The 26,007-nt window shown below is 37.0% G+C and carries 15 protein-coding genes; 3 read left to right on the top strand and 12 right to left on the bottom strand.

Going from position 1 to position 26,007, the window contains the following annotated elements:
* Positions 1–89 precede the first annotated feature (89 nt).
* Positions 90–905, bottom strand: a complete 816-nt coding sequence (locus tag FA048_RS04195) for an SDR family oxidoreductase (RefSeq protein WP_136838950.1) — start codon at positions 903–905, stop codon at positions 90–92.
* A 118-nt stretch (positions 906–1,023) separates the two neighbouring features.
* The gene (locus FA048_RS04190; RefSeq protein WP_136838949.1) at positions 1,024–3,414 is read right to left on the bottom strand and encodes an outer membrane beta-barrel family protein; all 2,391 of its coding nucleotides are present in this window, start codon (positions 3,412–3,414) and stop codon (positions 1,024–1,026) included.
* Between the two features lie 61 nt (positions 3,415–3,475).
* On the opposite strand from FA048_RS04190, the gene FA048_RS04185 reads away from it, so the two are divergent.
* Both FA048_RS04185 and FA048_RS04180 read left to right on the top strand, forming a co-directional pair.
* Positions 3,476–5,215, top strand: a complete 1,740-nt coding sequence (locus FA048_RS04185) for a histidine kinase (RefSeq protein ID WP_136838948.1) — start codon at positions 3,476–3,478, stop codon at positions 5,213–5,215.
* Positions 5,212–5,910 carry a LytR/AlgR family response regulator transcription factor gene (locus tag FA048_RS04180; protein ID WP_136838947.1) on the top strand — a complete coding sequence of 233 codons (699 nt, stop codon included), beginning with the start codon at positions 5,212–5,214 and terminating at the stop codon, positions 5,908–5,910. Before FA048_RS04185 ends, FA048_RS04180 begins: the two co-directional genes overlap by 4 nt.
* Before the next feature lie 20 nt (positions 5,911–5,930).
* Here FA048_RS04180 and FA048_RS04175 read toward each other — a convergent pair whose 3' ends face one another.
* The 9 genes from FA048_RS04175 to FA048_RS04135 all read right to left on the bottom strand — a co-directional run bounded on the left by FA048_RS04175 (position 5,931) and on the right by FA048_RS04135 (position 23,968).
* A complete protein-coding gene (locus tag FA048_RS04175; RefSeq protein WP_225872471.1) occupies positions 5,931–9,077 on the bottom strand; it encodes a GH92 family glycosyl hydrolase in 3,147 nt (1,048 codons plus the stop codon).
* 46 nt (positions 9,078–9,123) lie between these two features.
* A complete protein-coding gene (locus tag FA048_RS04170) occupies positions 9,124–11,466 on the bottom strand; it encodes a GH92 family glycosyl hydrolase (protein WP_136838945.1) in 2,343 nt (780 codons plus the stop codon).
* 19 nt (positions 11,467–11,485) lie between these two features.
* The gene (locus tag FA048_RS04165) at positions 11,486–12,373 is read right to left on the bottom strand and encodes an ROK family protein (RefSeq protein ID WP_136838944.1); all 888 of its coding nucleotides are present in this window, start codon (positions 12,371–12,373) and stop codon (positions 11,486–11,488) included.
* 15 nt (positions 12,374–12,388) lie between these two features.
* Positions 12,389–13,798 carry a sugar porter family MFS transporter gene (locus tag FA048_RS04160; protein WP_136838943.1) on the bottom strand — a complete coding sequence of 470 codons (1,410 nt, stop codon included), beginning with the start codon at positions 13,796–13,798 and terminating at the stop codon, positions 12,389–12,391.
* A gap of 24 nt (positions 13,799–13,822) precedes the next feature.
* Entirely contained in the window at positions 13,823–16,141 is a 2,319-nt protein-coding gene (locus FA048_RS04155) for a GH92 family glycosyl hydrolase (RefSeq protein WP_136838942.1), read from the bottom strand.
* A 17-nt stretch (positions 16,142–16,158) separates the two neighbouring features.
* Entirely contained in the window at positions 16,159–17,991 is a 1,833-nt protein-coding gene (locus tag FA048_RS04150) for a class I mannose-6-phosphate isomerase (protein ID WP_136838941.1), read from the bottom strand.
* Between the two features lie 112 nt (positions 17,992–18,103).
* On the bottom strand, positions 18,104–18,859 hold the full coding sequence (locus tag FA048_RS04145) for a DUF3823 domain-containing protein (protein WP_136838940.1): 756 nt from the start codon (positions 18,857–18,859) through the stop codon (positions 18,104–18,106).
* A 10-nt stretch (positions 18,860–18,869) separates the two neighbouring features.
* On the bottom strand, positions 18,870–20,801 hold the full coding sequence (locus tag FA048_RS04140; protein WP_136838939.1) for a RagB/SusD family nutrient uptake outer membrane protein: 1,932 nt from the start codon (positions 20,799–20,801) through the stop codon (positions 18,870–18,872).
* A 101-nt stretch (positions 20,802–20,902) separates the two neighbouring features.
* Positions 20,903–23,968 carry a SusC/RagA family TonB-linked outer membrane protein gene (locus FA048_RS04135; RefSeq protein WP_169306810.1) on the bottom strand — a complete coding sequence of 1,022 codons (3,066 nt, stop codon included), beginning with the start codon at positions 23,966–23,968 and terminating at the stop codon, positions 20,903–20,905.
* 440 nt (positions 23,969–24,408) lie between these two features.
* Between FA048_RS04135 and FA048_RS04130 the strand changes: the two genes are divergently transcribed.
* Positions 24,409–25,137 carry a GntR family transcriptional regulator gene (locus FA048_RS04130; protein WP_136838937.1) on the top strand — a complete coding sequence of 243 codons (729 nt, stop codon included), beginning with the start codon at positions 24,409–24,411 and terminating at the stop codon, positions 25,135–25,137.
* A gap of 7 nt (positions 25,138–25,144) precedes the next feature.
* Here FA048_RS04130 and FA048_RS04125 read toward each other — a convergent pair whose 3' ends face one another.
* Positions 25,145–25,987, bottom strand: a complete 843-nt coding sequence (locus FA048_RS04125; RefSeq protein ID WP_136838936.1) for an endonuclease/exonuclease/phosphatase family protein — start codon at positions 25,985–25,987, stop codon at positions 25,145–25,147.
* Between the last annotated feature and the right edge of the window lie 20 nt (positions 25,988–26,007).

The following is a 26,007-nucleotide window of genomic DNA, read 5'->3' as shown; positions in this document are numbered from 1 at the left end:
TAGCAGTTTTTGTCATTCTGAGGAACGAAGAATCTAATGGATAAATTCATGGTATAGATTCTTCGCAGGCTCAGAATGACAAATTTTATTTAAACCCCACTATTCACAAAGAACCCACCATCTACATTGATCACTGTTCCAGTTACAAAAGCAGAAGCATCACTTAACAACCACTGTAATGCGCCTATTAATTCATCGGTATCTCCGAAACGTTTAAATGGAGTTTGCTTAATTACTAAATTACCACGTTCAGTGTAAGAACCATCTGTATTGGTTAGTAAAGCCCTGTTTTGTTCGGTTAAAAAGAAACCCGGAGCAATTGCGTTCATCCTTACCTTATCCCCAAAACGATTGGCCAATTCTACGGCAAACCATTGCGTGTAACAGTCTATTGCGGCTTTACCCATGCTGTAACCCAAAACCCTGGTTATTACTCTTTTTGAGCTCATAGAAGAAATATTTACGATGCTTCCTGTTCCCGCTTCTAACATCGCTTTACCAAAAATCTGTGTTGGGATTAATGTTCCCCAAAGATTTAATTCCATTGCTTTACGCATCCCATTTACATTCATTCCGAAAATGTCATCGTCTTTCATAATGATGGCTTCTGGAATATTTCCACCAGCAGCATTAACTAAACCATCTATTCTCCCAAATGCAGCTAAAATTTTATCTCTGGCGGCTTCTAAGGCTTTTTCATCCAGTACATCTGCAATTAATGCAATTGCATTACCCCCATTTTTTATTACTTCATCAGCTCTTTCATTGGCAACTTTTTCATTTCTTCCTAAAACCCCAACTATTCCGCCAGCTTCAGTGATACCTTTTATAAATGATTTTCCTATTATTCCTGTTCCACCTGTTACAACGATTACTTTTCCTTCTAAAGAGAATTTATTATCCATTATTATATTTTTTGGCTATTACTTAAGTCTAATTTCGAAGGTAGTAAATCTATTGCTCATAAGGGAGTTTTCAAGTTTCAGTTCTAAAGATGATGCGTTGAAGAGTATATTGATTTTTTTAATTTCTATTCCCACTTTTTGCCTGTCGAGCTGCATCTGATTTAGCGTTAAAGCGATAAGTGAAACTCAACCGATACCTCGCAGCGTTGAAGTTAGTAACTTGATACAGTTCATAATTCTCTCCTTTTGTAGTTCTTCTGGTTTGTCTGGAATTTAAGATATTTGTGCCATCTAAAACTAGTGTAGCTCTATCGTTTAGTAAATTTTTGCTAGCCCCTATATCAACAAAACTGATGGCTTTTGTTGTGCTTTGTGCATTTTGTTGTGCACCAGTTAAGTTATATCTGGTTTGGAAGCTGAATTGTTTCGGAAACTTAAGCTGCATGCTTATTCTTGACGTTAAAGTATGGCCAGAGAAATCTAAATTTTTGTTTTGATAGGTTCCTCTTTGTTTAAAATCATACACATTTAATTCTCCATTTAACTGTATCCATTTTTTAGGATTAAACAAAACCGAAAGTTCAAATCCTTTCCTTATTTCCTCATCTATATTAACTGGTGAAGTAATAAAAATACCACTTGCATTTCTATAAGTAAAATCCTGAATGTAGTTTTTTGTTTTTTGATAATAAATTGATGGATTAAATGTCAGTGTTTTCCAGTTTTGTAAAAAGCCTAGTTCTAGTACATCTGCATAAGATGGATTTAAGTCTGGATTGCCGACAAATTGTGAGTTGAGATCTGTAACTTCATTAAAGGGATATAACAGAAATAAGGACGGTCTATTGATCCGTTTGCTATAATTCCATTGCAATGTGGCAGTTGGTGCAAGTTGATAACTTAGGTTGATAGATGGGAATAACCTACCATATTCTTTTTGGTTATAGTAGGTTTTTGTCTTGTCCTCAATTTCAATTTTGGTTAATTCGGTACGCAAGCCTAGCATAAAGGATAGCTTTTTAAAATTATGGCTAACCTGTAAATACCCACTTCCAATCTTCTCATTGTAATCTAAATTGTTATCAATACCCTCGTAAACTTGCCAGTTATTGCCAACTTGTTGTTCAGCTAAATAATCACTTGTAACCAATCTGTTTTCTGCTTTTATGCCCATTTCAAAAGTTGTTTTATTTACTGGAATTACAAAGTCCGTTTGCAAAAGAAAATCTTTGCTAGAGCCTTCTGAACTTGTTCGAATGGTTTGATAGGTTTGGGATGTAGGGAACATTTTTTCAGTAGCTAAATTCCAATCTTTATCGCTATTCCAAAAATCATAGAGCATATCAATGGTCCATTTTTTTCCTATAGTTTTGAAACTTTTGGTATAATTAAATTCAATCTGATTATAATCTCTAATCTCACTTGAGGTTCCGTTTCGTAATAAAACACTATCTATTTTATAGTCTGATGCGCTGTAATCATACCCCAATTTAATTTTATCGCTATCATGTGTAGCATTCTTAAAAAAAGCAGCAGTAATTGTATTTTGTGCGTTCAAGTAAAAATCTGCACCTAAATACATGTTCTTTCCATCATCATGCCTATTTTCATTTTGTATATTAGTTAGGTAAGTACTGGTGTTTGGCAATGCACTAACCTGGTTAGTTTTGTATAAGCCAACGTAATCAGAGTTTCTGTATCCAAAAGTGGAGAATAGATTGATCTTATCAGATTTATAATTAACACTAGGCAAAATTCTTGCATCGTTTGGCAAACCAGCAATTAACTTAACCTGCCCGTTAAAACCTACCTTTTTATTTTTCTTTAACACTACATTAATAATTCCAGCTGAGCCCGCAGCATCATATCTTGATGATGGATTGGTAATGATTTCTATTTTTTCTATCTGATCTGCAGGAATTTGATCTAACATGTTTCCTTGAACAAGCCCTGTCCTACGGCCATTAATCAATACATTTACATTGCTATTTCCTCTCAAGCTAATTCCTCCGGTGGGGCTAACTGAAACGGATGGTACACCATTTAACAAATCATTTACAGAACCATTCTGTGATAAAACATCTTTACCAACAATAAATGTTTTCTTATCTAGCTTTAAACTTACTGTAGGTTGTTGTCCTTGTATGGCTACTTCTTTCAACAAAGTTGCATCTTGTACCAAAAAAGAAATGCCTAAATCTAGCTTAGCTTCTTTAACAATTGTAATCGCTTTTGAAAGCGGTTTATAACCCATAAATTGAATCTCTAGTGTATAATTCCCGCTAGGAATACTATCTAAACTAAACTCCCCTTTGTCTCCACTCATCCCACCAGCAATGATTTTTTTAGTTTCGTTTTTTAGGGAAATGGTTGCATAAACTACAGGTTGTTTTGTGGTTTCATCTAGTAATTTACCATGAATTATGGTAGTGCCTTTTGTAGATAAATTTTGTGCACCAACATGGATAAATAGGACACATAACAATAGTATTAAGATAGTTTGTTTCATAATTGGTATTTAAAATATGATGCAAGGATAGCTTAGAGAAATTAGGAATATGCAAAAAAACATGCCAACTGCTCTACAAACTTTTGAACGACACCTAAGTGTTTCAAATTCATGTTACCTTTACCAAATGCAGCGCTTAATTTTAGTATTCTTCTTGTTGATCTTGCTTCAATCTTGCAAAAATGGGGTCGACTTTGAAGAAACAGAACCGGCTTTTAAAACAGGGGATAGCTTAATTTGGGCTAGTAAAAATTACAGCAGTACCCATTGGCGAACAGAAAGAGGGAATACCAAACAAGCAATTTTTTGGATCAGGTTTAATCCCGTCATCCATAAAATAGAAAACCCTAAAGAACATATTGGTTTAGGAGTTTATGCTTTTGGCGCTTTTGAAGTTTATTGGGATGGTGTAAAAATAGGTGCAAACGGGCAGCCCGGCCTAACCACCAAAAGTGAAATTCCCGGTACGCACAATAGCATTTTCCTAATTCCAGATTCTTTGTCAAAACCTGGCAAGCATGTTCTGGCCCTGAGGGCTACACAGCAATATAAAAGTGATGAACAGCGGGCTGCTGGTTATAAAATTGATCATTACGATCAGCTATTAGAAATGCCTTTGATCATGACATCTTTCATGAATTTAATGGCTGGTGCATTTTTAGTAGTTTCACTTTATTATTTTTTTCTATTCGCCAACAGCAATAGAAGAGATTATACCACTCTCATTTTTGGGGTTACTTGCTTTTTATTTTTTGCCCTCCTCATTGCAGAATATATCAAGTTTTATGTAGCTATTCCCTACACCCATTTTTACCTTAGGCTAGAGATTATTGGCTTTTTAACCATTCTAGTTTCCATCTTAGTTCCTTTGTATTTTTCTATACAATTTAACTTTCGCAAAAAACTTTGGCTCATTAGTGGCCTTGTGTTGGTGTTAGCAGGAATCTATATTTATAATTTCAGAAGCTATGATTTATCGGCAAAATTATTTAGCCTTTCTATGTGGTTTGCAGCTGTTGTTGTAGTAGTTAATGCCATTGTTAAAAAAGAAAAAGGAAGCGTACTGGTTTTTATTGGTCTACTAATCAGCATGGCATTAAACTATTTTTTGGTGTATGATTTTGGTATTTTTATTTGTTTTACCATCATTGTATTATGCATGCTTTATTTACATGCCATTAAAGCGAAAGAAATTGAAAAAGCACATCAGTCTTCTATGTTGCTTTCCTCAAGATTAAAATTAGAGTTGTTGAAGAAAAATATCCAGCCACATTTTATCAAAAACACCTTAACTTCATTAATTGACTGGGTAGAAGAATCGCCAAAAGATGGTGTAGTTTTTATCGAAGCACTTGCTGCAGAATTTGATGTGATGAATGAAATTGCGGAGGCAACTTTAATTCCGATTGCCAAAGAAATAGAACTGTGTAAAGCACATTTAGCAGTAATGCATTTTCGAAAGGAAGTAACCTACCAATGGACCGAAAAAAACATTGATCCTTTAGCTACCATACCACCTGCAATTATTCATACCCTAGTTGAAAATGGCATCACACATAGCTTGGCGCTAAACGATGGCAGTATTGGTTTTATATTAAGTTTTACGCATGATCAACATTTTAAAACATACACACTATTGGTAAATGCTAAAAACAGATTAAAAAAACAACAGGCAAAACAAAGTACAGGATTTAAATATATCATTGCTCGCTTAACCGAAAGTTACGGGAACAATTGGGACTTTGAATCAGCAGCTGTACCCGATGGTTGGTGTTCTATTATTAAAATTAAAAACGAATGAGGATTTTAATTATTGAGGATGAAAGCCGAATAGCCACAAGGATTGAACGGATGGCAATGCTTTTCTTTGGCAACAAATTGAGCGCTATACACCGTTGTGATGCACTGGCTGATGGCCTTTTGTACTTAGAACATCATCAGGTAGATTTATTGTTGCTTGATTTAAACCTAAATGGAGAGGATGGTTTTGATGTTCTAGAAAATTTTGTTTCTCGTTCTTTTCACACCATCATCATTTCTGCTTATACGCATTTGGCAATTAAAGCTTTTGAATATGGAGTACTCGATTTTGTACCTAAACCTTTCGATGAGCAAAGAATAAATCAAGCTTTTTTAAGGATGGCTACAGTGCAAAATACGGCAACTACAGCGATGTCTTATTTGTCCGTAAAAAAAGGAGGCAGCATGCTATTAATTGATATTAAAGAGCTATGTTATGTGAAAGGGGCAGGCATTTATACAGAACTACATCTCTTAAATGGAAAATATGAACTCCATGACAAATCTCTAGAAAAACTGCAACAGCTTTTACCAATTAGTTTTCAGCGCATTCATAAATCTTACTTGGTGGCCACACCCTGTATCGAGAAAATAATGGTTAATTCTGGAAGTAAGTATACTCTTTTGCTTAAAACAGGTGAGGTTTTACCTATCGGACGATCTAGGTATAAAGAACTCAAAAGTAAATTGATCTGATATAAAATCACTACATCATTTTAGTTTTCTTCATCTGGCAAAGAGGTTATTCCCCAGTTTGTATTTGGCTTTGCACCCATTTTAAGTATTAACTTTCCACCTTTCAATAATTCACTAGACCTGAACCAAAAATTAGTTAATTGTTTTCCATTTAGCGTAGCACTTTGAACATACTTGTTTTCTCTAGAGGCACCAATTGCTTCAATTTGAAAGTTCTTTCCTCTTCCGTATTTCTCACCTAAATCTATGGTTACGCTTTTAAAGATTGGGCTTCCTATTTCGTAAATTGGATTTGCCCTGGTACCTCCATCTATTTGAAAAAGCCCTAAAGCTGCCATGATATACCAAGAGCTCATTTGACCTTGATCTTCATCACCCAAATAGGCATTTGCAACTCCATAGCCGTAATAACGGTCTACAATTGACCGGCTCCATTCTTGTGTTAACCAAGGTTGTTTTACCCAATTAAACAGAAATGCAAAATGCATAGATTGTTGGTTTCCTTGCGTAACAGGATAATCCCAATATTGATCATTTGGCGCATTGAAACGCCATTTAACACTTTCTTTAAATCCCCAACTTAAGCGTTCCTTAAACCGATTTGGTCCAATCATTTTTGCCAATCCATTTACATCTTGTGGAACAAAGAAAGTTAATTGCCAAGCATTTCCTTCTACGTAATGTTCGTTTCTTCCAGACTGAAATGGATCAAAATTCGGGAACCAAGAACCATCAGATTTTCTCATTCTGGCATAACCACTTGCGGTATCAATTGCATTTTTCCACCAGTTAGCTCTTTCACTATATTCTTGGTATTTGGCTGTTTTACCTATTGATTTTGCAAGTTGTGCCAATGTCCAATCATCATAAGCGTATTCTAAAGAATTAGAGAACCTTCCTTTATCATATGGCACATAATGATACTTCATGTAAGCTTCAAAATCTTGATTTCCTGCAAGTGCGCCACCAACTTTTGTTTGTGGAGTAGACAATGTTTTATCCGCAGCTGCGAAAGCTTTATTTACATCATAATCTCTAATGCCCATTTGATAAGCACTTACAATTAAGGGAACTTCATGTTCAGCTACCATAACTGGAATATATTCCATACCTGCCGGACCTTTTGCCAACCAACCATTCGCATCATACATGGCCAACTGAGATTTTACCCATCTTGATGACCACTCTGGAGTAACTAGGTTCCAAAACTGGTTCAGGTTCCAGAAAGTATTCCAAAAAGCATCACAACCTAAAGCAATTCCATCTGGGGTATTAAACTGCTGAATTTTCTCTGTAGCATCTACCCATTTCCCATCTACATCACTAAAGGTATTTCTACTACAAATAGCCCTATACATATTCGTATAAAACCTTACTTTTTCTCTTCTATCATTGCTAGTGGTTTTAACCCTGCTTAACAACTCATTCCAAACATTAAGTTGATTGTTTTTAACTTTTTCAAAACTCCAGTCAAAAGGTTTAGTAATTTCTGTTTCCAAATTTTTAGCGGCACCTTCTATACTTACATAAGACATTCCTGTGCGCATTTGCACCACTTGTTTTTGCCTTGTATCAAACTCAACAAAGGCTCCAGCATCTTTTGCATCTTTAATATTAATTAAATTCTCTGCACCAATCTGATCATCTACCCAAGTACCAAATTTTTTAATGGGTTGATCAAATTCTATCACAAAGTGAACAATATATTCTTGTTCACTAGATCCTGCTTGTGCAATCCATACTTGAGGCGCAAATTGTTTACTGTATCCCTCAATGCGATAATCACTCACCCTTTTTAAAGTTACCTCAGCTAGGTTGTATCTATTTTCTGCTGGGGTTTGCAAATCGATCATGATCCTAGAATCTGTTGCTTTAGGATAAGTATATTTCATGAAACTTGCCCTAGAAGTTGCCGTAACTTCGGCTTTAATGCCATAATCTATCAAATCTACTTTATAAGAACCCAAAGGAGCTTGTTCGGTAGATTTATCTATTCTAGAACGGTAACCTTCTCCTGGAGCGCTTCTTTGGTCGCCAACCTTAATCTTTAATGGTCCATTAACAGGTAACATTCCCAAACCTCCCATTGTCCACTCGTGTATATGGCTAAAAGCACCAATACTTTCAAAAGTTGGATCATAACCTGCTTGCCAACCTGCATTTTGGTTATCTGGACTTAATTTAACCATGCTAAAAGGCATCCAAGGACCCGGCCCAATCATCCAACGAGAGTGAGCTGTTCCAATTCTGGTATCAACATAATTAGCAAATGAACCTAATGGTTTTGGAGCACGAGCAACCGTTCCGCTTTCTATAACAACTCCATTTGTTAAAACTTCATATTTGCTTTTTTTAACAACAGTAACAGCTGGCATTGGTACTTCGAATTGATACCGTCCGGTTTCAATCTTTTCTTGAAAAACCAATTTTCCATCTAGCTTAACAACCATGTTTGGCTTACCAGTCAAATGCTCTACATCTACCAGTAAAGGCTGCGAGCGTTTTCCATCTGCTAAAACTTCATAGTTTGCTGGTTCAATTGATCTTGCATATGCCATTTTTGGAGTCTTAACGTTAATTTCGGATGAACCTTCTAACCTTACTTGATCAAAAACCATCCAAGAACCATCCAAAGAAGTCAACTGAATTTCATTTCCACCATTATGCAAAGCACCTGCTCGAATAGGAATCTCTATGATGTATTCTTTAGCTGCTGCCATATCTCCTGACACAACATTACTTTTCTCTGCTATTGGTAATTGTTGAACCGTGCCTTTTCCATTAATATTTACTTTAAATAAAGGTGGTTTTTCTCCATTATATCCAATTAAATCAATTACCAGTTTAAAATTTTTAGTTGGGGTAACTTTACTCAAATCAAACAGAATATTTAACAAATGAGATCTTATACCAGCAGTGGGCGCAGTACCTCCCCAACTATCTTTTGGGCCAGGCAATACATACGGGAAATCTTTAGCGGGGTTTGAATAACCTATTAGATAATATCGGTCTTCCCAACCAAAATCATATTCTAAAAATTTCTTATAATCTGTTGGCGCAAGTGCTAATCCTGAAGTTAAGTTATCAGCCTTTCCTATTTGCCAGATTACTTTATTTTGAGCAAAAGTAGGTGAGCTAATGGCAATAACCATTAGACAAAAAAGCATTTTTAATGGCTGAGCACACAGGTTAATTGATTTAAATTTTATCATCTTAATATTGATCTTTTGGATTAGCACCCATTTGTAAAGTTAATTTTCCTCCATTTTGTAAATCTTTTAATCTTATAAATGGAGATGATAATTGTTCTCCGTTTAGATTAAAGGACTGCACATAAATGTTTGTAGCATTGTTATTTTTAACTTCAATGGTAAAATCTTTACCATTGAAATATTTCTTATTTCCTTTGATTTTTATTTTATCAAATAAGGGACTTCCCAAGCCAACCTTAGTATCTGGAGCTGTAAAGCCTTTCACATCAAACAAACCCATGCCCGAAATTACATACCATGCGCCCAACTGCCCTTGGTCTTCATCTTGTCCGTAGCCGTAGCCGTGAATGCCATCAGTTCCGTAAAATTCATTACAAATTGCTCTTACCCATTTTTGGGTTAAAGATGGTTTTCCGGAAAAATTAAACAGCCAAGAAATATGCAAATTTGGTTGATTGCCATGATTATACAACCCTTCCAGTCCAGAAAAAGCATCGAGTTTAGTACCGCCACCAAAGCTGTTCTTTTGTGAAGTGGAAAAAATACTATCCAATCGATTATTAAAATTTGCCTTCCCCATCTTGGCAATTAAAGCCGCAGGATCATGAGGAACATAGAAAGTATATTGCCACGCATTACCTTCTTGAAAGCCTCTCCAAGCTTCACTTGGTTTAAAATTTTCTATAAATTTACCATTCGCCCACTTAGGGTGAATCAGATTCAGTTTTGGGTCATAAAGCTGCTCCCATCCCTTAGATAAACCCATTAATTGCTGATAGTCTCTTTCTTTGCCCAATACCTTAGCCCATTGTGCAACAGCATAAGCGCTAAAGGCATATTCTAAGGTGTGCGATGCCGAATACTGCCATCTTTCTCCTCCACCCGTTCCTTTATCCAAGTGTGGTACGTAACCATATTTCACAAATTGATCAACGTCTAATTTTCCAGCTCCATGTGGTCTATCCTTACCAATCAATTCATTTTTCAAGGAAGCTTCATAAGCTAAATTCACATCAAAGTCTTTAATGCCAGCCATATAAGCACTTGATATCGCTAAACTTACAAAGTTTGTTCCTACGCCAGAAACATACCTGCTATTGGCAATACCATCTGCCAACCAACCTGAGTCTTTATAAACTAGGAGCTGACTTTTTATCCAATCTGAATAATATTCTGGATAAGCGATTGCCCACAATTGAGTTAAGTTCCAAAAGCCGCCCCAAATTGCATCTGTATTGTAATGGTTATGGATTGGTTTGTTATTTGCACCTAAGGGAATGTGCCCTATTTCTCCATTGTTTTTAGGATAAGCACCATTCACATCACTGGCTAAACCTCTGCCTAAAAGCGCATGATATAATCCAGTATAGAATTTAACCATGTCTTTCCTTTCCTTCGACTCCACTTTAATTCTACCCAAATAATTTGCCCAGTTTTTTTCTGCAGTAGCTTTCGCTTTATCAAAAGAGAGTTTTTTTGCCTCAGCATCAAGGTTCAGTCTGGCGTTTTCAATCGAGGTGTAAGATAAGCCCGCTTTTATGGTGATGCTTTCTTGTTCGCTTGTAGAAAATGTTAAATATAGTCCCGCTCCCTTTCCTGTGATTTCAGTTTTTCCACTGGAAATTTCTTCGCCTTTAAATACTCCAAAAGCGATCGGTTTTTTATCCAGCACTGCTGAAAAATACATTGTTACTTCTGCACCCGGCTGATATTTCTGAACGTAAACAGGTAGTGTGGTTACATAACCTTCTACCCTGCCATCTGCAGTAACATACACTTTTGCATCCTTCACCTCGCCACCTTCTCCTTGCTTATGACCAATATCAAATAGGATGTGAGCTGCTTCGGAAGCCGGGAAAGTATAGCGATGAAATGCTACCCGTTGAGTTGAGGTTAACTCTGCTTTTACTCCATAATCTTTTAGTAAAACCGAATAATAACCAGGACTTGCAATTTCATCTTTCCGATCAAATGTAGACCGATAACCATGCTCTGGTGTTTCTAATTTTCCGGCAAGTGTTTCTAGTTTTCCTGTTATGGGTGCAAATACAACTCCTCCAACTTGAAATTCGTGGAAGTTAGCAAAGCCTTCAATAGAATGATGGCGCTCATCATAACCAACTGCATCCCAGCCATGCGCATTTCCGTAAGATCCATTAGTAGAAGGTGCTGGTTTTGCCATTCCAAATGGAACAGCTCCCGGTGTAAAATAAAACCATCGGCTATGCGCAGTTCCAATTTTTGGATCTACATATTGCAGTAAACTTTTATCAGCTTGCGCTTTAGCCTCAGTTAAACCAATTATAAACAGTAATGTAAATAGGATAGAGCAGGTATTTTTCATCGTAATTATCTTAAAAATGCTAGTTGTGTAGGTTTATGCTGTTATTTTTCCAATAACTTGCAGCACCCATTAAAGCTGCTTCTTCGCCTAAAAGGGCAACTTTTATCTTAATATTTGGAAATCTATTTTGGATATTGGCAAATAACGCTCCTTTAAACAGCTTGAAACTTTTGGCAATGTTGCCACCAAGCACTACTACTTCTGGTTGGGTGCTGGCCACAAAGTCAGTTAAAAAATCGCCAAGGTTATGTCCAAATTCATTAAAAATTCTTTTTACCCTAAGGTCTTTACCAACCAATTCGGTTAATTCCTTCACCCCATTGATATTGATACCCGTAATTTCATAATATCGGCGAGTAAACCATCTGGTAGATAGATAATCTTCGGCCACGCCCTGTTTAAAGGGCAATTGCCAAAGGTTTGCATTAGAAGCTACTCCATTTTCATAAATACAAGAACCCAAACCTGTGCCTAAGGTAATGCCAATTGCTTTTTCAAATCCACTGGCTGCACCACCAAATACTTCACCTTGAAGAAAGGATGCCGCATCATTAACCATAGAAATATCAGCAGGTTCATTATTAAGTTTTGAAGCCAGTAATTCCTTAATATTTAAGCCGTATAATTTCTCATATTTATTTTGATCCTTGATTAAACAAATTCCTTTTTCGTAATCAAACGGACCAGGCATGGCTAAGCATACCTTACTTATTTTTAGGTCTTTTTTTGCTTTCAAAATAGCTCGGCTCCACACTTCTACTATTTGATCATAAGAAGCGTGTGAATCTACTTTTTCACGAATAGTAGATCCAGACAAAATTTTCCTATGCTTTAGGTCTACCAAGGCAGCAGTAATATGTGTCCCGCCAATATCAGCCCCAATCGCTATCGAATCATTGTTCATCATCAGTCTCTGTAATTATTAATGAACAAAAGCTTGATCATTATCTCCTTTTTCTTTCCAATCATTTTCAATCTGTTCTAAGGATTTACCCTTTGTTTCAGGCAATAATTTATATACAGATACAAAAGCTACTAAACAGAAAAAAGCAAAAAACCAGAAGGTGCCTGCACTCCCAATTTGCTTTAATAAAATTGGTGTAATCTGTCCAACAATGGTATCTGCTACCCACATCACCATAATGCTAATGGCCAATGCTCTTCCCCTAATTGCACTTGGAAAAATTTCTGATGCCACTACAAATTTTAATGGCCCAATTGAAAAAGCAAAACAAGCTAAAAACCCTAGTACACAGATTAATAACCAAATGCTGGTTGTGGCTTCATAGTAGAAACATATACCTGTTAAAATTAAGGTAATTGTTGCCCCAGCTGTTCCAAACAAATACAGTGGTCTTCTTCCCCAACTATCAACTTTCCAGATGGCAACTAGTGTAAATAACATATTGGCAAGACCAAAAATAATCTGACTAATTAGCGAGTTACTTAAAGAAATACCTGCATTGCCTAAAATGGTAGGCCCATAATAGATGATGGCATTGATACCACTAAACTGAGAAAATAGAGGAAGCAAAATACCTATTAGTAATGCTTTGCGAACCCCAGGGGCGAATAACTCTTTATAAGAGCCTGCTTCGTTTTTAATGTTTTGTTTTGATAAGCCTGCTTCTATTTCGGCTTTAGGCTGATTAGTAATTCTGTTAATGATAGACACGCCTTCAGCTGTTCGCCCTTTTTGGATTAACCAACGTGGGCTTTCTGGAATCATTAACAATCCAAAGAAAAATAAGAGTGCAGGAATTACGCCAAGGCCCAACATTCCACGCCAAACTTCTGCATTAAAAATATTGGTTAAACCAGAAGTGCTAAGCTCTTGTATAGATACCCCGTTTAACAAGGCTGCATTACTTAAATAAGCAACTAGAATTCCGAAGGTTAATGCAAACTGATAGTAAGTAACTAATCTGCCTCTAATTGCTGATGGTGCAATTTCAGAGATATATAAGGGTACTACATTAGAGGCAATTCCTATACCAATACCACCAATTAACCTAGAGCCAATTACACCAGTTAGGTCTGGCATGATTGCGCAACCTAAGGCTGAGATAATAAATAAAATAGCGGTTAAAATCAGTGGCTTTTTTCGCCCTAACCTATCGCTTAATTCCCCTGAAAAAGCTACACCAATTATACAACCCACCAATGCAGATGAAACAAACCAGCCTTCTTGTGCTGCAGAAAGTGTAAACTGTTTTTGAACTAGCGGTAATACACCAGAAATTACAGCCATATCAAATCCAAAGAGAAAACCTCCTAGTGAGGCAACTAAGGTGATGGTTAAGAGGCTAATCCGTTTTTGTTCGTTATTCATATAAGGTTATATTTAGGTCTATTGTTATTTTTTTATTGGAGACATAGATGGTGGCGCATCTGTTGGCTTAACTCCCCATTTCATATTTGGTGTTGCACCCATTTCTAAAGTTAAAGTCCCGCCATCAACTAAGTCTGCATGGTAAAACCAAGGCTTAGTGAGATCTTTGCCATCAAGCTTTGCAGATTGAATGTACCTGTTTGCATCTGAAGTATTTTTAGCCTCGATTACAAACGTTTTGCCTGAATAATATTTATCATCTAGCGCAATTGTAATCTTGTTAAAAATTGGGCTTCCAATTTCATAAAATGGTTTTGCCGAAACGCCACCATCTGTTTCAAATAGACCCATTGCTGCCATCACATACCAAGCACCCATTTGTCCTTCGTCTTCGTCTCCAAGCCAACCATGATAAGGTGTTGAACCGTAATACTTGTTCATGATTTCTCTTGTCCATTTTTGAGTGAGCCAAGGTTTACCTGCATAATTAAACAACCAAGCTGCTTGCATATTAGGCTGATTGCCATGATTTACTGGAACCAAATCATATTGATCGCCTTCTGCATTAAAATTATATTTTACTGATTTCTCAAACCCCTCATTTAAGCGATTATTGAATTCATCCTTACCCATTAAGTTGATAATGCCTTGCACATCATGTGGATTGAAAAAACTGTATTGCCAAGCATTGCCTTCTAAATAGCCGGAGCCACTAAAACTTGTACAACAATAGGGACTCCAATCTTTAACCCAGCTTCCATCTCGGTTTTTCATCCTGATATATTTTGTTTCAGGGTCGAATACATTTTTGTAATTACCAGCTCGTTTTAAAAACAGCTCGTATGAGTCTTTTTTACCTATTGCTTTTGCAAACTGAGCCACGCACCAATCATCATAGGCATATTCTAGCGTATTTGAAACTTGACCTTCTTCATGCGGCACATACCCTAATTTCATGTAAGAATCGAAAAACCTGTTTCCTGCAAAGCCATTTTCTGGGGTTTTTACACCATTTGTAGTTTGCTGATGCAGCATGGCTTTATAAGCTGTTTCTATATCAAAATCTCTTATCCCTTTTTGATAAGCGCCTACAATTAATGGAATTTCATGTGAGGCTTCCATAATCCCAGAATATTCAATTCCTGCCGGACCTTTAGGCAGCCAACCGCCTGTTCTGTAAATTTCGATAAGTGATTTTGCCCAGTTGCTGGTTATATCTGGATTGACAAGCCCCCATAGCTGATTTAAGTTCCAAAAGGTATTCCATAAAGCATCTGAGCCATAAACAGGAGAATTGGATTGTTGTATCTTCTCATTTACATCAACATACTTGCCATTCACATCGCTCCAAGTGGTACGGGCAACATAAGATCTATAAAAATTTGAGTAGAATTTCTTCTTGTCTACCTCTGTGCCACCTTCTACTTTAATCTTGCTCAACATGGTGTTCCAAACGTTTCTTGCATTTAATTTAACTGCATCGAAACTCCAGTTAAAAGGGTTCATTTCTGTATCTAGATTAAGTCTAGCCTGCTCAATGCTTACCAATGAAATTCCGGTTTGCATTAGAATAACATCGCCTGCTTTTACTTTAAAATCTGCAAACGCCCCAACTCTTCCTTTCCCTAAAATCTCTTTAATTTCCTTTTGTACTTTATTGCCATTCCAGCCACCAAAAGATTTCATTGGTTTATTAAATCTTACCACAAAGTGAACGGTGTACTCATTCCAGCTCCATTTCTGATGCGAAAATCCTTCTATTTCTGTATCAGATATTCTCGTAATCTTAGCGTTAAGAATATCTGTTTTAGCTTCCCCAGGTATATCTAAATCCAACAGGATATGCGCTTCCTCATGGGCTTCGGGATAAGTAAATCTAAAAAATCCTGCCCTAGTGGTGCTTGTTAGTTCTGTACGGATGTTTCCGTTCATTAAGGTAATGCCATAATAACCAGGTGTAGCCACTTCTGTGCTTTTGTCAATTCTCGACCTGTAACCAGAAGTCCAGCCCGTTGTTGGCGCATCAGCAGCGCCACGATAAGTGCTCAACAAGCCAACAGTTGGCATTACAGAAAGGCCAACCATTGTCCACGAGTGAATATGGCTAAACCCACCAATGTTGTTTAATGAATATTCATAACCTGATTTCCAAACATCACCCTGATTATCTGGGCTTAATTGTACCATTCCAAATGGCATAGTTGCTCCTGGATTTAACATCCATCTAGATTCTGAAGTGCCCAAAAGTGGATCTGCATAATCAACAGGTTCCTTTTGCTGTGCATGAAGCGACAAACCTACAGAGAGTAGCAGTAAGAAAAACAATAGCTTTTTTAAATGCATTATTCTATAACCTTATTTTAAATAGAAAGATTGACATGATCCTTAACAAATGCTTTAACCACCTTGGCTTTGCCTTTTCCATTGTTTAAAATGGTATAACTTTTTGCAGCAGCTGGTACAACAAATGTTTCTGCATAACTGAAACTCATTTGAGTACCGTCTATGGTTTGTATGGTAACCGTACTCCCTTCAACCAACATTAAAATATGACAAACGTTATGAGTTTCAATAGTTACCTGATCATCAAATTCAATGCGATGTACATCATAAAAATGCTCTTGGTGAGTTGGCAAATGGATAATTTCATAACCTAAACCACTTTCAATTACTTTAGGTTTAGCAATCAGTTCATCTTTTACGCTTTCCCCTTTTCTATCGAAATTTAAATTTTTAAATGCATGGTCAATATTAATTGGTCTTGGATGTCCATCAAGCCCCATTCTCATCCAATCGTACATTTTAAAGGTGAAAATATAAGGTGTTGCACTAATTTCTAACACTAAATTGTTGGCTCCAGCACTGTGCACTGTTCCATTCGGAATTAAAAATAAGTCGTGTTTATTGGCATCTAGTACTTGTACATATTTGGTAATATCTATTTCTTTGCTGTGTTCTTGACTGTCGTCTAATTCTTTTTCAAATGCTACCGGATCAATATCTTCCTGAAAACCTAAATAAACTTTAGCATCCTCTTTACAATCTAAAATGTAATAAGTTTCGTCTTGAGTTAAATTTTCTCCAAACTCCTTCCTAATGTATTCTAAAGATGGATGGCATTGAATAGAAAGATTTCCACCATCAAAAGTGTCTAAAAAGTCAAACCTGATAGGAAATTCTGTTCCAAATATCGGCTCGTGTTTACCTAAAACAGCGGGCGCCTGTTGATTCATTAAAAAATCGAATGAAACTTCTAACAAGTTGCCATCACTTTCAAAAAGCACTCCATTTTCTGGTACAATTAATTCGAATGACCAAGCATAATTTACCTCATCCTTGTTTAATCCCTCAATTTTTTCTTGCATCCAATGCCCACCCCAAGCACCCGCCTCAAACCAAGGTCGTACACGAAAAACAGATTGGCTCATTTTCTTTAAGCCTTGTTGCAAATCTGTGCTGAAAACCCAATTGATAGAATCTTTCCATTGTGCATCTACTACAACAGTAATATCAGCTAAAATGCGTTGTTTATGGTCATTTAATATAACCCAATCAACAAAGTACGATCTTTTATAAGCCTCTAACTGACCCTCAATTTTAGTTGTTCCGAAATTGGTTGCTGTACCCGCACGAAATCTATATTGTATTTCATTCTTAGGAACTTCAAGGTATATAATTGGTGTCTCCCAGTTTAAAAGTGCTGCTCCAATGCCAATAGCAATATTTACATCACATTTGGGATCTGGTTGTAAGCTAGAGAATTGATCTTTATGAAAGAAATCTTCAATGTTCAAGTCTGTTCTTTTGCCCCAAACACTTTTTTCCTCACCCAAAAAAGGTGCAATTAACTTTTCAATTTCTGTATTGCCCTTCAGCTTGTCAGCAATACAAGTCCACCTTACAGTTACCCCTTTTTTCTTTAATTCTTTATCAATAGCATCTTGAATTAATTCCCAAAACACACCATTAAAACCATCTATTCTAACATTTTTTTGTGCTATAATCCAGTTAGCTAAAGATTCATAGCCGTTATTTATTTTTCCCTCTCCCAGTGAGTGATAAGGATAGATATCATATCCTTGGTCGGCTTTTTCTCTATTGTTAATGTTCTGTGGTAATATGGTTTCGGAGCTCGATCTCCAATTGTTAATTATCGGCTCATTCTTATCTAATACGTTAGCATTTACTTTCATATAAAACGTTGTTCTCTCTTGTCTCAATTGTGGGTTGTATATTTACTATCTGCTTAACTCATTTACAACAAGTTAAGCAGTTTAATTTTAATCTTGCGCAACAAATACCTGTTTATGGTACAGTTATCATTTTTACTTCATTGTAATTATAGATATTAGCCCCGAAAGCAATCCTGGCACCAATTCTCAAGTAAACTTCCCTGGTTTTCGGCAAAACAGGGGTAGTAATGGTTTGGTTAGTACCTAACAGTGCATTGGCAGCATTTCCGGCGTAAGTTGTTTTGGTAGACCAAGCGAGCATAAAGTTATTATTGCCCACATATTTTGTTCCGTTAGCGAAAAGGTAAGCGTCTGTAATATTTTGTTGAAATAGTGGATTAGCAGTACCTCTTGTTATTTTGTAAGTTGCTGTAACTGTTCCATTGGCATTTAATACCGGTTCTCCAACCCATTCTACACGCAAGAAAGGCTCTACAGCAAAGTCAACCGTAGTGGTACCCCCTCTTACCTCTACTGTTTTACCATTATCAACTACTGGTGTAGTTTGCACTAAGGGTACAAAGGCACCTTCTACAGTCATTCTATAAGTACCTGCAAAAATTTTAGTATTGATATAAGTACCATCTTGAAAACTTGCCAAGAATTGGGGTGTAGCCGTAGGGCTCCAACTGAGCTCAATAATTTTTATTCTTGTACCTGCGGTATTGTCTCCAGTAACTTCAGTTTGCACTGCTTTTCCAGTATTTACATCAGTTACAGTACCCTTTAAGGTTTGATCTGGAGCATCGTAATTGTCAAATTTTGAGCATGAGCTTGCACTTAATGTGGCAAGGCAAATTGCGATATAATATATGATTCGTTTTTTCATGATATCTAAATTACCATCCTGGGTTTTGAACTAGATTTAAGCTTTTAGCAATAGCTGCTGTTGGAATTTGTTGATAGTACCACCTAACTTGAAAAGTAAATTGAACACTTCTTTCTTCAAAACGAGAGTCCATAATGTATTTACTCTGATCAGCCACCATTATTGGCAACAATGCTCTATAAATTGTATTGCTTTGTTCTGCATCGGCAATTCTCCACCTCTTCATGTCCCAAATGGTTTTGTTTTCGAAAGCCAACTCTCTTCTTCTTTCCATGCGAATATCATTAGCCGTATTAATAGCAACGTAAGGTGTTGCCCCAGCACGATCTCTAATTTGGTTAATGATGGTTAAGGCCTCTGTAGCATACGTACCACCTAATTCATAAGCGGCTTCGGCTTTATTTAACAATACTTCTCCATAACGAAGTTCCATCCATTGTTGCTCTGAACGACCAGGAATAGTTTCGGCAGTTGCTTTATCTGGATTTAAGTATTTTCTCACATAAAATCCTGTAAAGGTACCTCCCGTTGCATTGACACCTATGGCAGTGAATACCCCACTTTGTCCTGCTCTAGTAATTTTAGAGCCGTTAGAAATTGTCACTAAATTAGTTGCATCAAGATTGGCCGCAACAGTAGCAGAACCTAAAACAGTAGCAGGATAAGCTGCTGTAGAGTTGGCTGGTAATATCTTACTTAAGCCACCTGCCGAACTTCCGGTATAAACACCTCTACGTACTTCTATAGGTATCCCTTTAAAGGCATCACCTGGTAAAATTACTGTAGCTCTTAATCTTGGCTCAGCATTGGCAAATAGATCGGTTGTATTGTTAAACATAATGTACTTACCAGTTCCATCAAGTACTTGGATCGTTCCATCAGGGTTTTTAGGAAAGCCTTCAAACATTTCAACAAAATTTAAGGTAGGTAACACTTCTGATGAGTAGTTTCCTTGCGGACCTTCTAATTGTTTCGGAACACTTAATGCATCATAACTGTGCACCGCATCTGGAAATTTATACTGCCTAACAAATATGGCCTCTGTGTTACTGGCAGTTTGGTCAGTAAACAAGTTTACAAAGTTGTTATATTGGGCAGCTTTATCACCCGCAACCCACTTGTTTTTGTACAAGCTGTATTTACCAGTTAAGAGGTTAGCCGCATCATAAGCAGCTTGGAAATAAGTTGTTGCTTTGCTTGAAGGAATACCGCAAAGACGTACATTACCAGACGTTAAGTTAATGGTGTTGTATTTGGCAATTGTACCCGCAAAAAGCATGGCCCTTGATTTAAGTGCTGCTGCTGCATATTTGTTAGCTCTTCCCATTTTATTGGTTTCAGGCAAGTCAGCAAATGCTTGATCACAATCTGTGGCGATAAAATCATACACAGCTTCTTCAGCTGCACGAGGAATTCTCAGCTCTTCAATTTCAGAAGCCAATTCAGAAATGGTCTGCCCAGGGCTAGTCAATAGTTTATCAACAATTGGTACACCTCCGTAGCGTTTTACCAAGGCAAAATAAGTAAAGGCACGAATAAATCTTGCTTCAGCTATCCAGTTTTTAATTTGCTCTGGCTTATAATTACTCGCATAAGCAGGCAAGGTCTCCATAAAGTAGTTACAATCACGAATTAAGGTATAAGCGGCGCTCCAGTAGTTAAAAGTTTCGGTCGCATTTCCAGTATCTCTACTAGATGCTTCTCCGGTAACCGCAGCAGCAGATCCTACTTGGGCATTTTGATTAAAGCCTCCTGCCGGATGATATTTAAAATCTTCAATAGGCATAGTGATATAAATCCTAGACATGTAGGCGCTAATCCCTGCTTCTGTACCAAAAATATCCTTATCCTGGATAATGTTTACAGGTGGAACATCCAGTTTCTGACAAGCTGTAAATGATGTAATCAGTACAGCAAATAGTATATATAATTTCTTTTTCATCTGTTTATTTATTTATTTTCAGAGGTGATGAAGCTATCTTGATTTTGTAGACATCAGCCTGTGGGGTTTGGAAAAATAATGATGGTTTCATGGCTTTGTAATTAAAGTTTAATGTTTACACCAAAAGTGAATTTCTTATCCAGCGGATAAACGTATCCAAAATCACTTGATGGGTGTTCTGGATCTAAGAATTTAAGATCGGTAATGGTAAGCACATTAAAACCATTGGCATAAACCCTTAGTCCCTTTATACCTAAACGGTTATATACTTTTTGTGGTAAACTATAGCCAAGCTCTATGGTCTTGATTCTAAAATATTTTGCGTTTTGTGCGTTAGCTAATGTATTGGTAAAAGGAACAGTTCCTGTATAGGCATAATAGCCGGGTATCCATTGTGTATTTGGATCATATGGATCTGCTGTTGGGTCTGCAGGATGGTACCTATCTAAGAATTGCTCTAAAGCATTACCGCCTGCCCAAAGTGGGGTATTTAACTGTTCAAAGTAAGAAACGTAAACATTACCAGCACCACTGATGGTGGTATTGAAATCCCATGCGCCATAACTTGCTGCCAAAGTTAAACCGTAGGTTAGGGTAGGTAAGCCAGAAGTAGAAATTGGGTGGTTATCTAAAATATTTATATTTCCATCTCCATTCCAATCTTCATATCTATAATCACCTACAACAGTGTTTCTTGGCACATAAATAGAACTGTTTCTAATGGCATTCCAATCCTCAAATTGTCCAGTTGCGCCATAACCCCAATACAAGTTATTCCAGCGGTTTTGGGTAAAGGTGCTATTGTTCCAATTGAGGTAAGAGTTACCAGCTCGGGCAGCAACACGGGTAGTGTTCATGGTACGGGTAATGCCCATTGTACCTTTAACAGAATAGAAGAATTTACCCAATTGATTGCGATGGTTAATTTCTAAATCGATACCTCTAGAACGGTCACCATTTAGGTTTTCTTGAGGGAAATTAGCGCCCACAACATCGGGTAACGTAGTAGCTTGTGTAGCCAATAATCCGCTTCTGTTTCTTACAAAATAATCTAACGAGAAGCCAATTAAACCATTCCAAGCTTCAGCATCAACACCAATATCAAGTGTTTTGGCTTCTATCCAGCTGATAAAAGGATTGGCTAAGCCCCTGCTTGTAGCGCCGTTGATGAAATTTCCATCAAATACCGACCCTGCAGGCGTAGCAGTAGGTGTTCCTGTAGATGGATAGGTATAACCTGTAAGGAATTGATAAGTTAAAGAACCATCATCTCCTAGCTTACCATAAGAACCGCGAAATTTAAAGGTATTGATAAATTTAAGTGGCGAATCTTTCCAGAATTTTTCTTCTGATATGCGGTAACCTACAGAACCATAAGGGAAGAAACCATATTGTTTATTTGCCGTAAATTTAGAAGAGCCATCTGTTCTAAAACCAAATTCTGCTAAATATTTACCCGCATAATCATAGGTGAACTTTCCAACATAGGAAGCGGTTTTGTTTTCGAACAGGTTAAGCTGGTTGGTAGACATTGATCCAATTTGATTTAAGCTATTACCTGCCAATAATTGATCAACTGGGATAGAAAGCTCTCTTTGCGCTTGAAAATTGTCTCCTTTTAAGGTACTTGTTTCATACAATACCAATCCGCTTACGTTGTGTGAACCAAAAGATTTGTTGTAATTAGCTGATCCTTGGAATAAGCTTGTTGGGTACTCATAAAACTCTCTTCTAATGGTAGATGGAGATTTTTGTAAGAAGGGATTATAAGTATTGGTTGCTGCAGTATAGGTGTATAAATTATAGGTTTTGTTATAAATCTTGTTAGTAGCAACTTGGTAATCATAGCTAAACAAACCTTTTAAACTTAAACCTTTAATAAAAGGCAGGTCGTAAGTTAAACTTGTGGTAGATTGGAACCATTTGTTTTGCAGAATTTTATAACCACTTACATCTGCATTGGCATGTGCATAAGCATTTAATGAACTTGGTACGTTTGCTAAATATTCTCTATTGCCATTTGCAAAAATAGGTTCAGTTGGTGCTTGGTACCAAGTACTTCTAATTACCCAGTAGGTGTCTTCTAAGAGTTGGTTCTTTTGGTCAATAATTCCATTTAAATTCACATCAAAGGTTAAATTTTTGGAAAGCTTGCTCGTTAGGTTTGTCCTTAGGTTGTAGCGTTTATACTTTAGGTCATCCGATTTAAAAAAACCATCTTGATCTTGAATGCCCAAACTTGCAAAATAATTGGTGTTTTCGCTTCCGCCAGATGCGCTGATATCATGCTGTTGTTGAGGAGCAGAATATCTCAATACTGTTCCATTCCAATCTGAAGCAACTTTAGCACCTGACCTATAAGCCTCAAAATCTGCCGCAGTGAAACGGGTAGTTCCTTTTACGCCAGCTCCAATGTTGTGCATTTGAATTTCGTTGGCCAAAGTCATGTATTGAAAAATATCAACCGATTTTGGCATGTAAGAAGGTCTTTGAACCGAGTAAGAACCATTATAGTTTAACTGTACCGATCCTTTTGCTCCTTTTTTTGTGGTAATTAAAACCACCCCATTTGCAGAGCGAACCCCATAAATAGCGGCAGATGCATCTTTTAGTACGGTAATACTTTCAATGTCTTCTGCGCTTAAACGTGAAAAATTGTTTCTAACTACCCCATCAATTACTACCAATGGAGAGCCTAAACCCCTTACATCAAAAGTGGTATTGAAACTTCCGGGCTCACTACTATTTTGTACCACACGAACACCCGCAATTTTACCCGTTAACATATTCTGAACATTCTCGTTCTTTGTAGTTACAATTTCTTTGGAAGTTATAACTGAAACAGCGCCTGTTAAGGTTGATTTTTTCTGTGAACCATAACCTACTACAACCACTTCATTTAGATCTGAGGCAGTAGAAGTTAAGGTAACATCTATTTGTGTCTGATTGGTGATAATAACTTCATTGGTTTTATAACCAATCATGGTAAATACAAGCGTTTCTCCAACATTGGCGGTAATGGCAAATTTTCCATCTGCTGCAGTAGTGGTTGCATTTTTAGTCCCTTTTACGGTAACTCCTACCCCTGGCAGTGATCCTGTATCATCTTTTACAGTTCCTGTAATCTTCACCGTTTGGGCAAAGGCTGCACTACCTATGCAGCACATTAAAAAGATAGAACAGACTAATAATTTAAACGGCTGCAGCTTGTAGCGCGAAGGCCTGTGGTGCAGCTCAGAATTGTGCGACAGCAAACTAGATTGGTTCAGTTCTTTTTTGCTGAGGCGATTAAGTAAAAATGATTTCATAATTAATAATGCTAACTCAATTTGGTTTAATACTTGAATTTGATTGTAGGCTTTTGGTATTGATCATGAAGTATGGTACTTCGGCATTCGAATTACTTAAGGTAAATCAGAAACATTGCGAATATTGACATCCAATGTTTCCTTTCTTTTTGAATAGGGTTTTACCAATTTCATACTGAGGATATTAAGGGTTTATACAATGGTCATGTACAAACATATAAACATTCTTATTAAAAACAAATATTTATTTACTTTTGCTATATAATTTTTTATTAGCTTAATTGCTTGTTAACATTCAGATGAAATTTTCTATTGACCACAAAAGCCACATTCCATTACACATACAGGCAGAGGAATTGTTGCGAAATCTAATTAAGGATCCACAGTACGCTACAAAGTTTCTTCCTAATGAGGTAGACATGGCTAAACAGTTGGCCATTTCTAGAACAACATTAAGGCAGGCCTTAAATAAATTGGTTTATGAGGGCTTACTGATTAGAAAAAAGGGCATTGGAACTAAGGTTGCAGAGGTTTCTGTGAGCTCTAAATCTAACAATTGGTTAAGTTTTTCTCAAGAAATGCAAGCTAGGGGCATTCCAATCAAGAACTTTGAGCTTCACATTAGCTGGGTAACGCCAGATGAAAAACTGGCCCACTTTTTTGACATTAGTGCCGATAAAAAGGTTTTAAAGTTAGAGCGATTAAGAGGAAGATTAGAAGGTCCGTTTGTTTACTTTATTTCTTATTTCCATCCTAGAGTTGGCTTAACGGGGGAAGAAGATTTTAAACGCCCGCTTTATGAAATCTTAGAAAAGGACCACTCTGTGGTTGCCAATCTGTCTAAAGAAGAGATAAGTGCAAAAGAAGCGGATAAATTTATCAGTGCCAAACTAGAGGTAGAGCCTGGTTCTGCCATTTTGGTGAGGAAACGCTTTGTTTACGATCAAGGAGATAGACCAATTGAATTTAACCTGGGCTATTACAGGGCCGATAGCTTTGTATATACCGTAGAAAGCCGAAGAGATTAATCTCTGGCTAATAATTTAACGTAACCACCACAGGATAGTGATCTGAGGGCAATTTGCCATTAAATAAATTGGTTAATATGCCATAGCGTTTTACCTTAAATTGCTTGGTTACAAAAACATGATCAATACGGGCATTACTTTTACTTTCAATCTTAAAACCATTAAAAGTAGGTCCTGTAGCCAGTTTTATGGGCGATAAAACAAAACTATCTTTTAACAAGCCCGATTCATTTAGCGTTTGATAAGCCTCAGAATTTTGATCTGTATTAAAATCTCCTGTTAGAATGGTAGGCGTGTTGCCCGTCATCTGTTTCATTTTAGCCATGATGAGTTTGGCACTTTCACGTCGAGCTAGTAAACCCACATGGTCCATGTGTACGTTAAAAAAATTAAACACAAACCCTGTTTTAATCTCCTTAAATTGTGCCCAGGTACACACCCGAGTTAGCGCAGCATCCCAACCTACATTTGGCTTTTCGGTATCAGTTGGTGAAAGCCAAAAATTACCACTTTTTAAAAGTTTAAACTTTGCCTCTTTGTAATATATGGCCGAATGCTCGCCTTTTTGCCCTCCATCTCTTCCTACACCAATCCATTTGTAACCAGGTAAACTATCCGAAAGGTTATTTAACATGTGGTGAAAACCTTCCTGCACGCCAAAAACATCCAGTTCATTGAACTTAATGAGTTGGGCAATAACAGGATAGCGCAAACGCCAACCATTGCCCGCAACAGAGTCTGATTGGTTATCATAACGCAGGTTATAAGTTGCTACATTTAGTTGCTGGGCACAAAGTGAGCCTGTCACAGCTACCAATAGGAGGATTAGTAAAGCAATTCGTTTCATCATTTAATTGGAATATGGGTTTG

The sequence above is a fragment of the Pedobacter polaris genome (genome assembly GCF_005116505.1).
GTDB lineage: Bacteria > Bacteroidota > Bacteroidia > Sphingobacteriales > Sphingobacteriaceae > Pedobacter > Pedobacter polaris.
The sequence above is the reverse complement of the archived record's forward strand: the minus strand, read 5'-3'. Positions and strand labels throughout refer to the sequence as shown.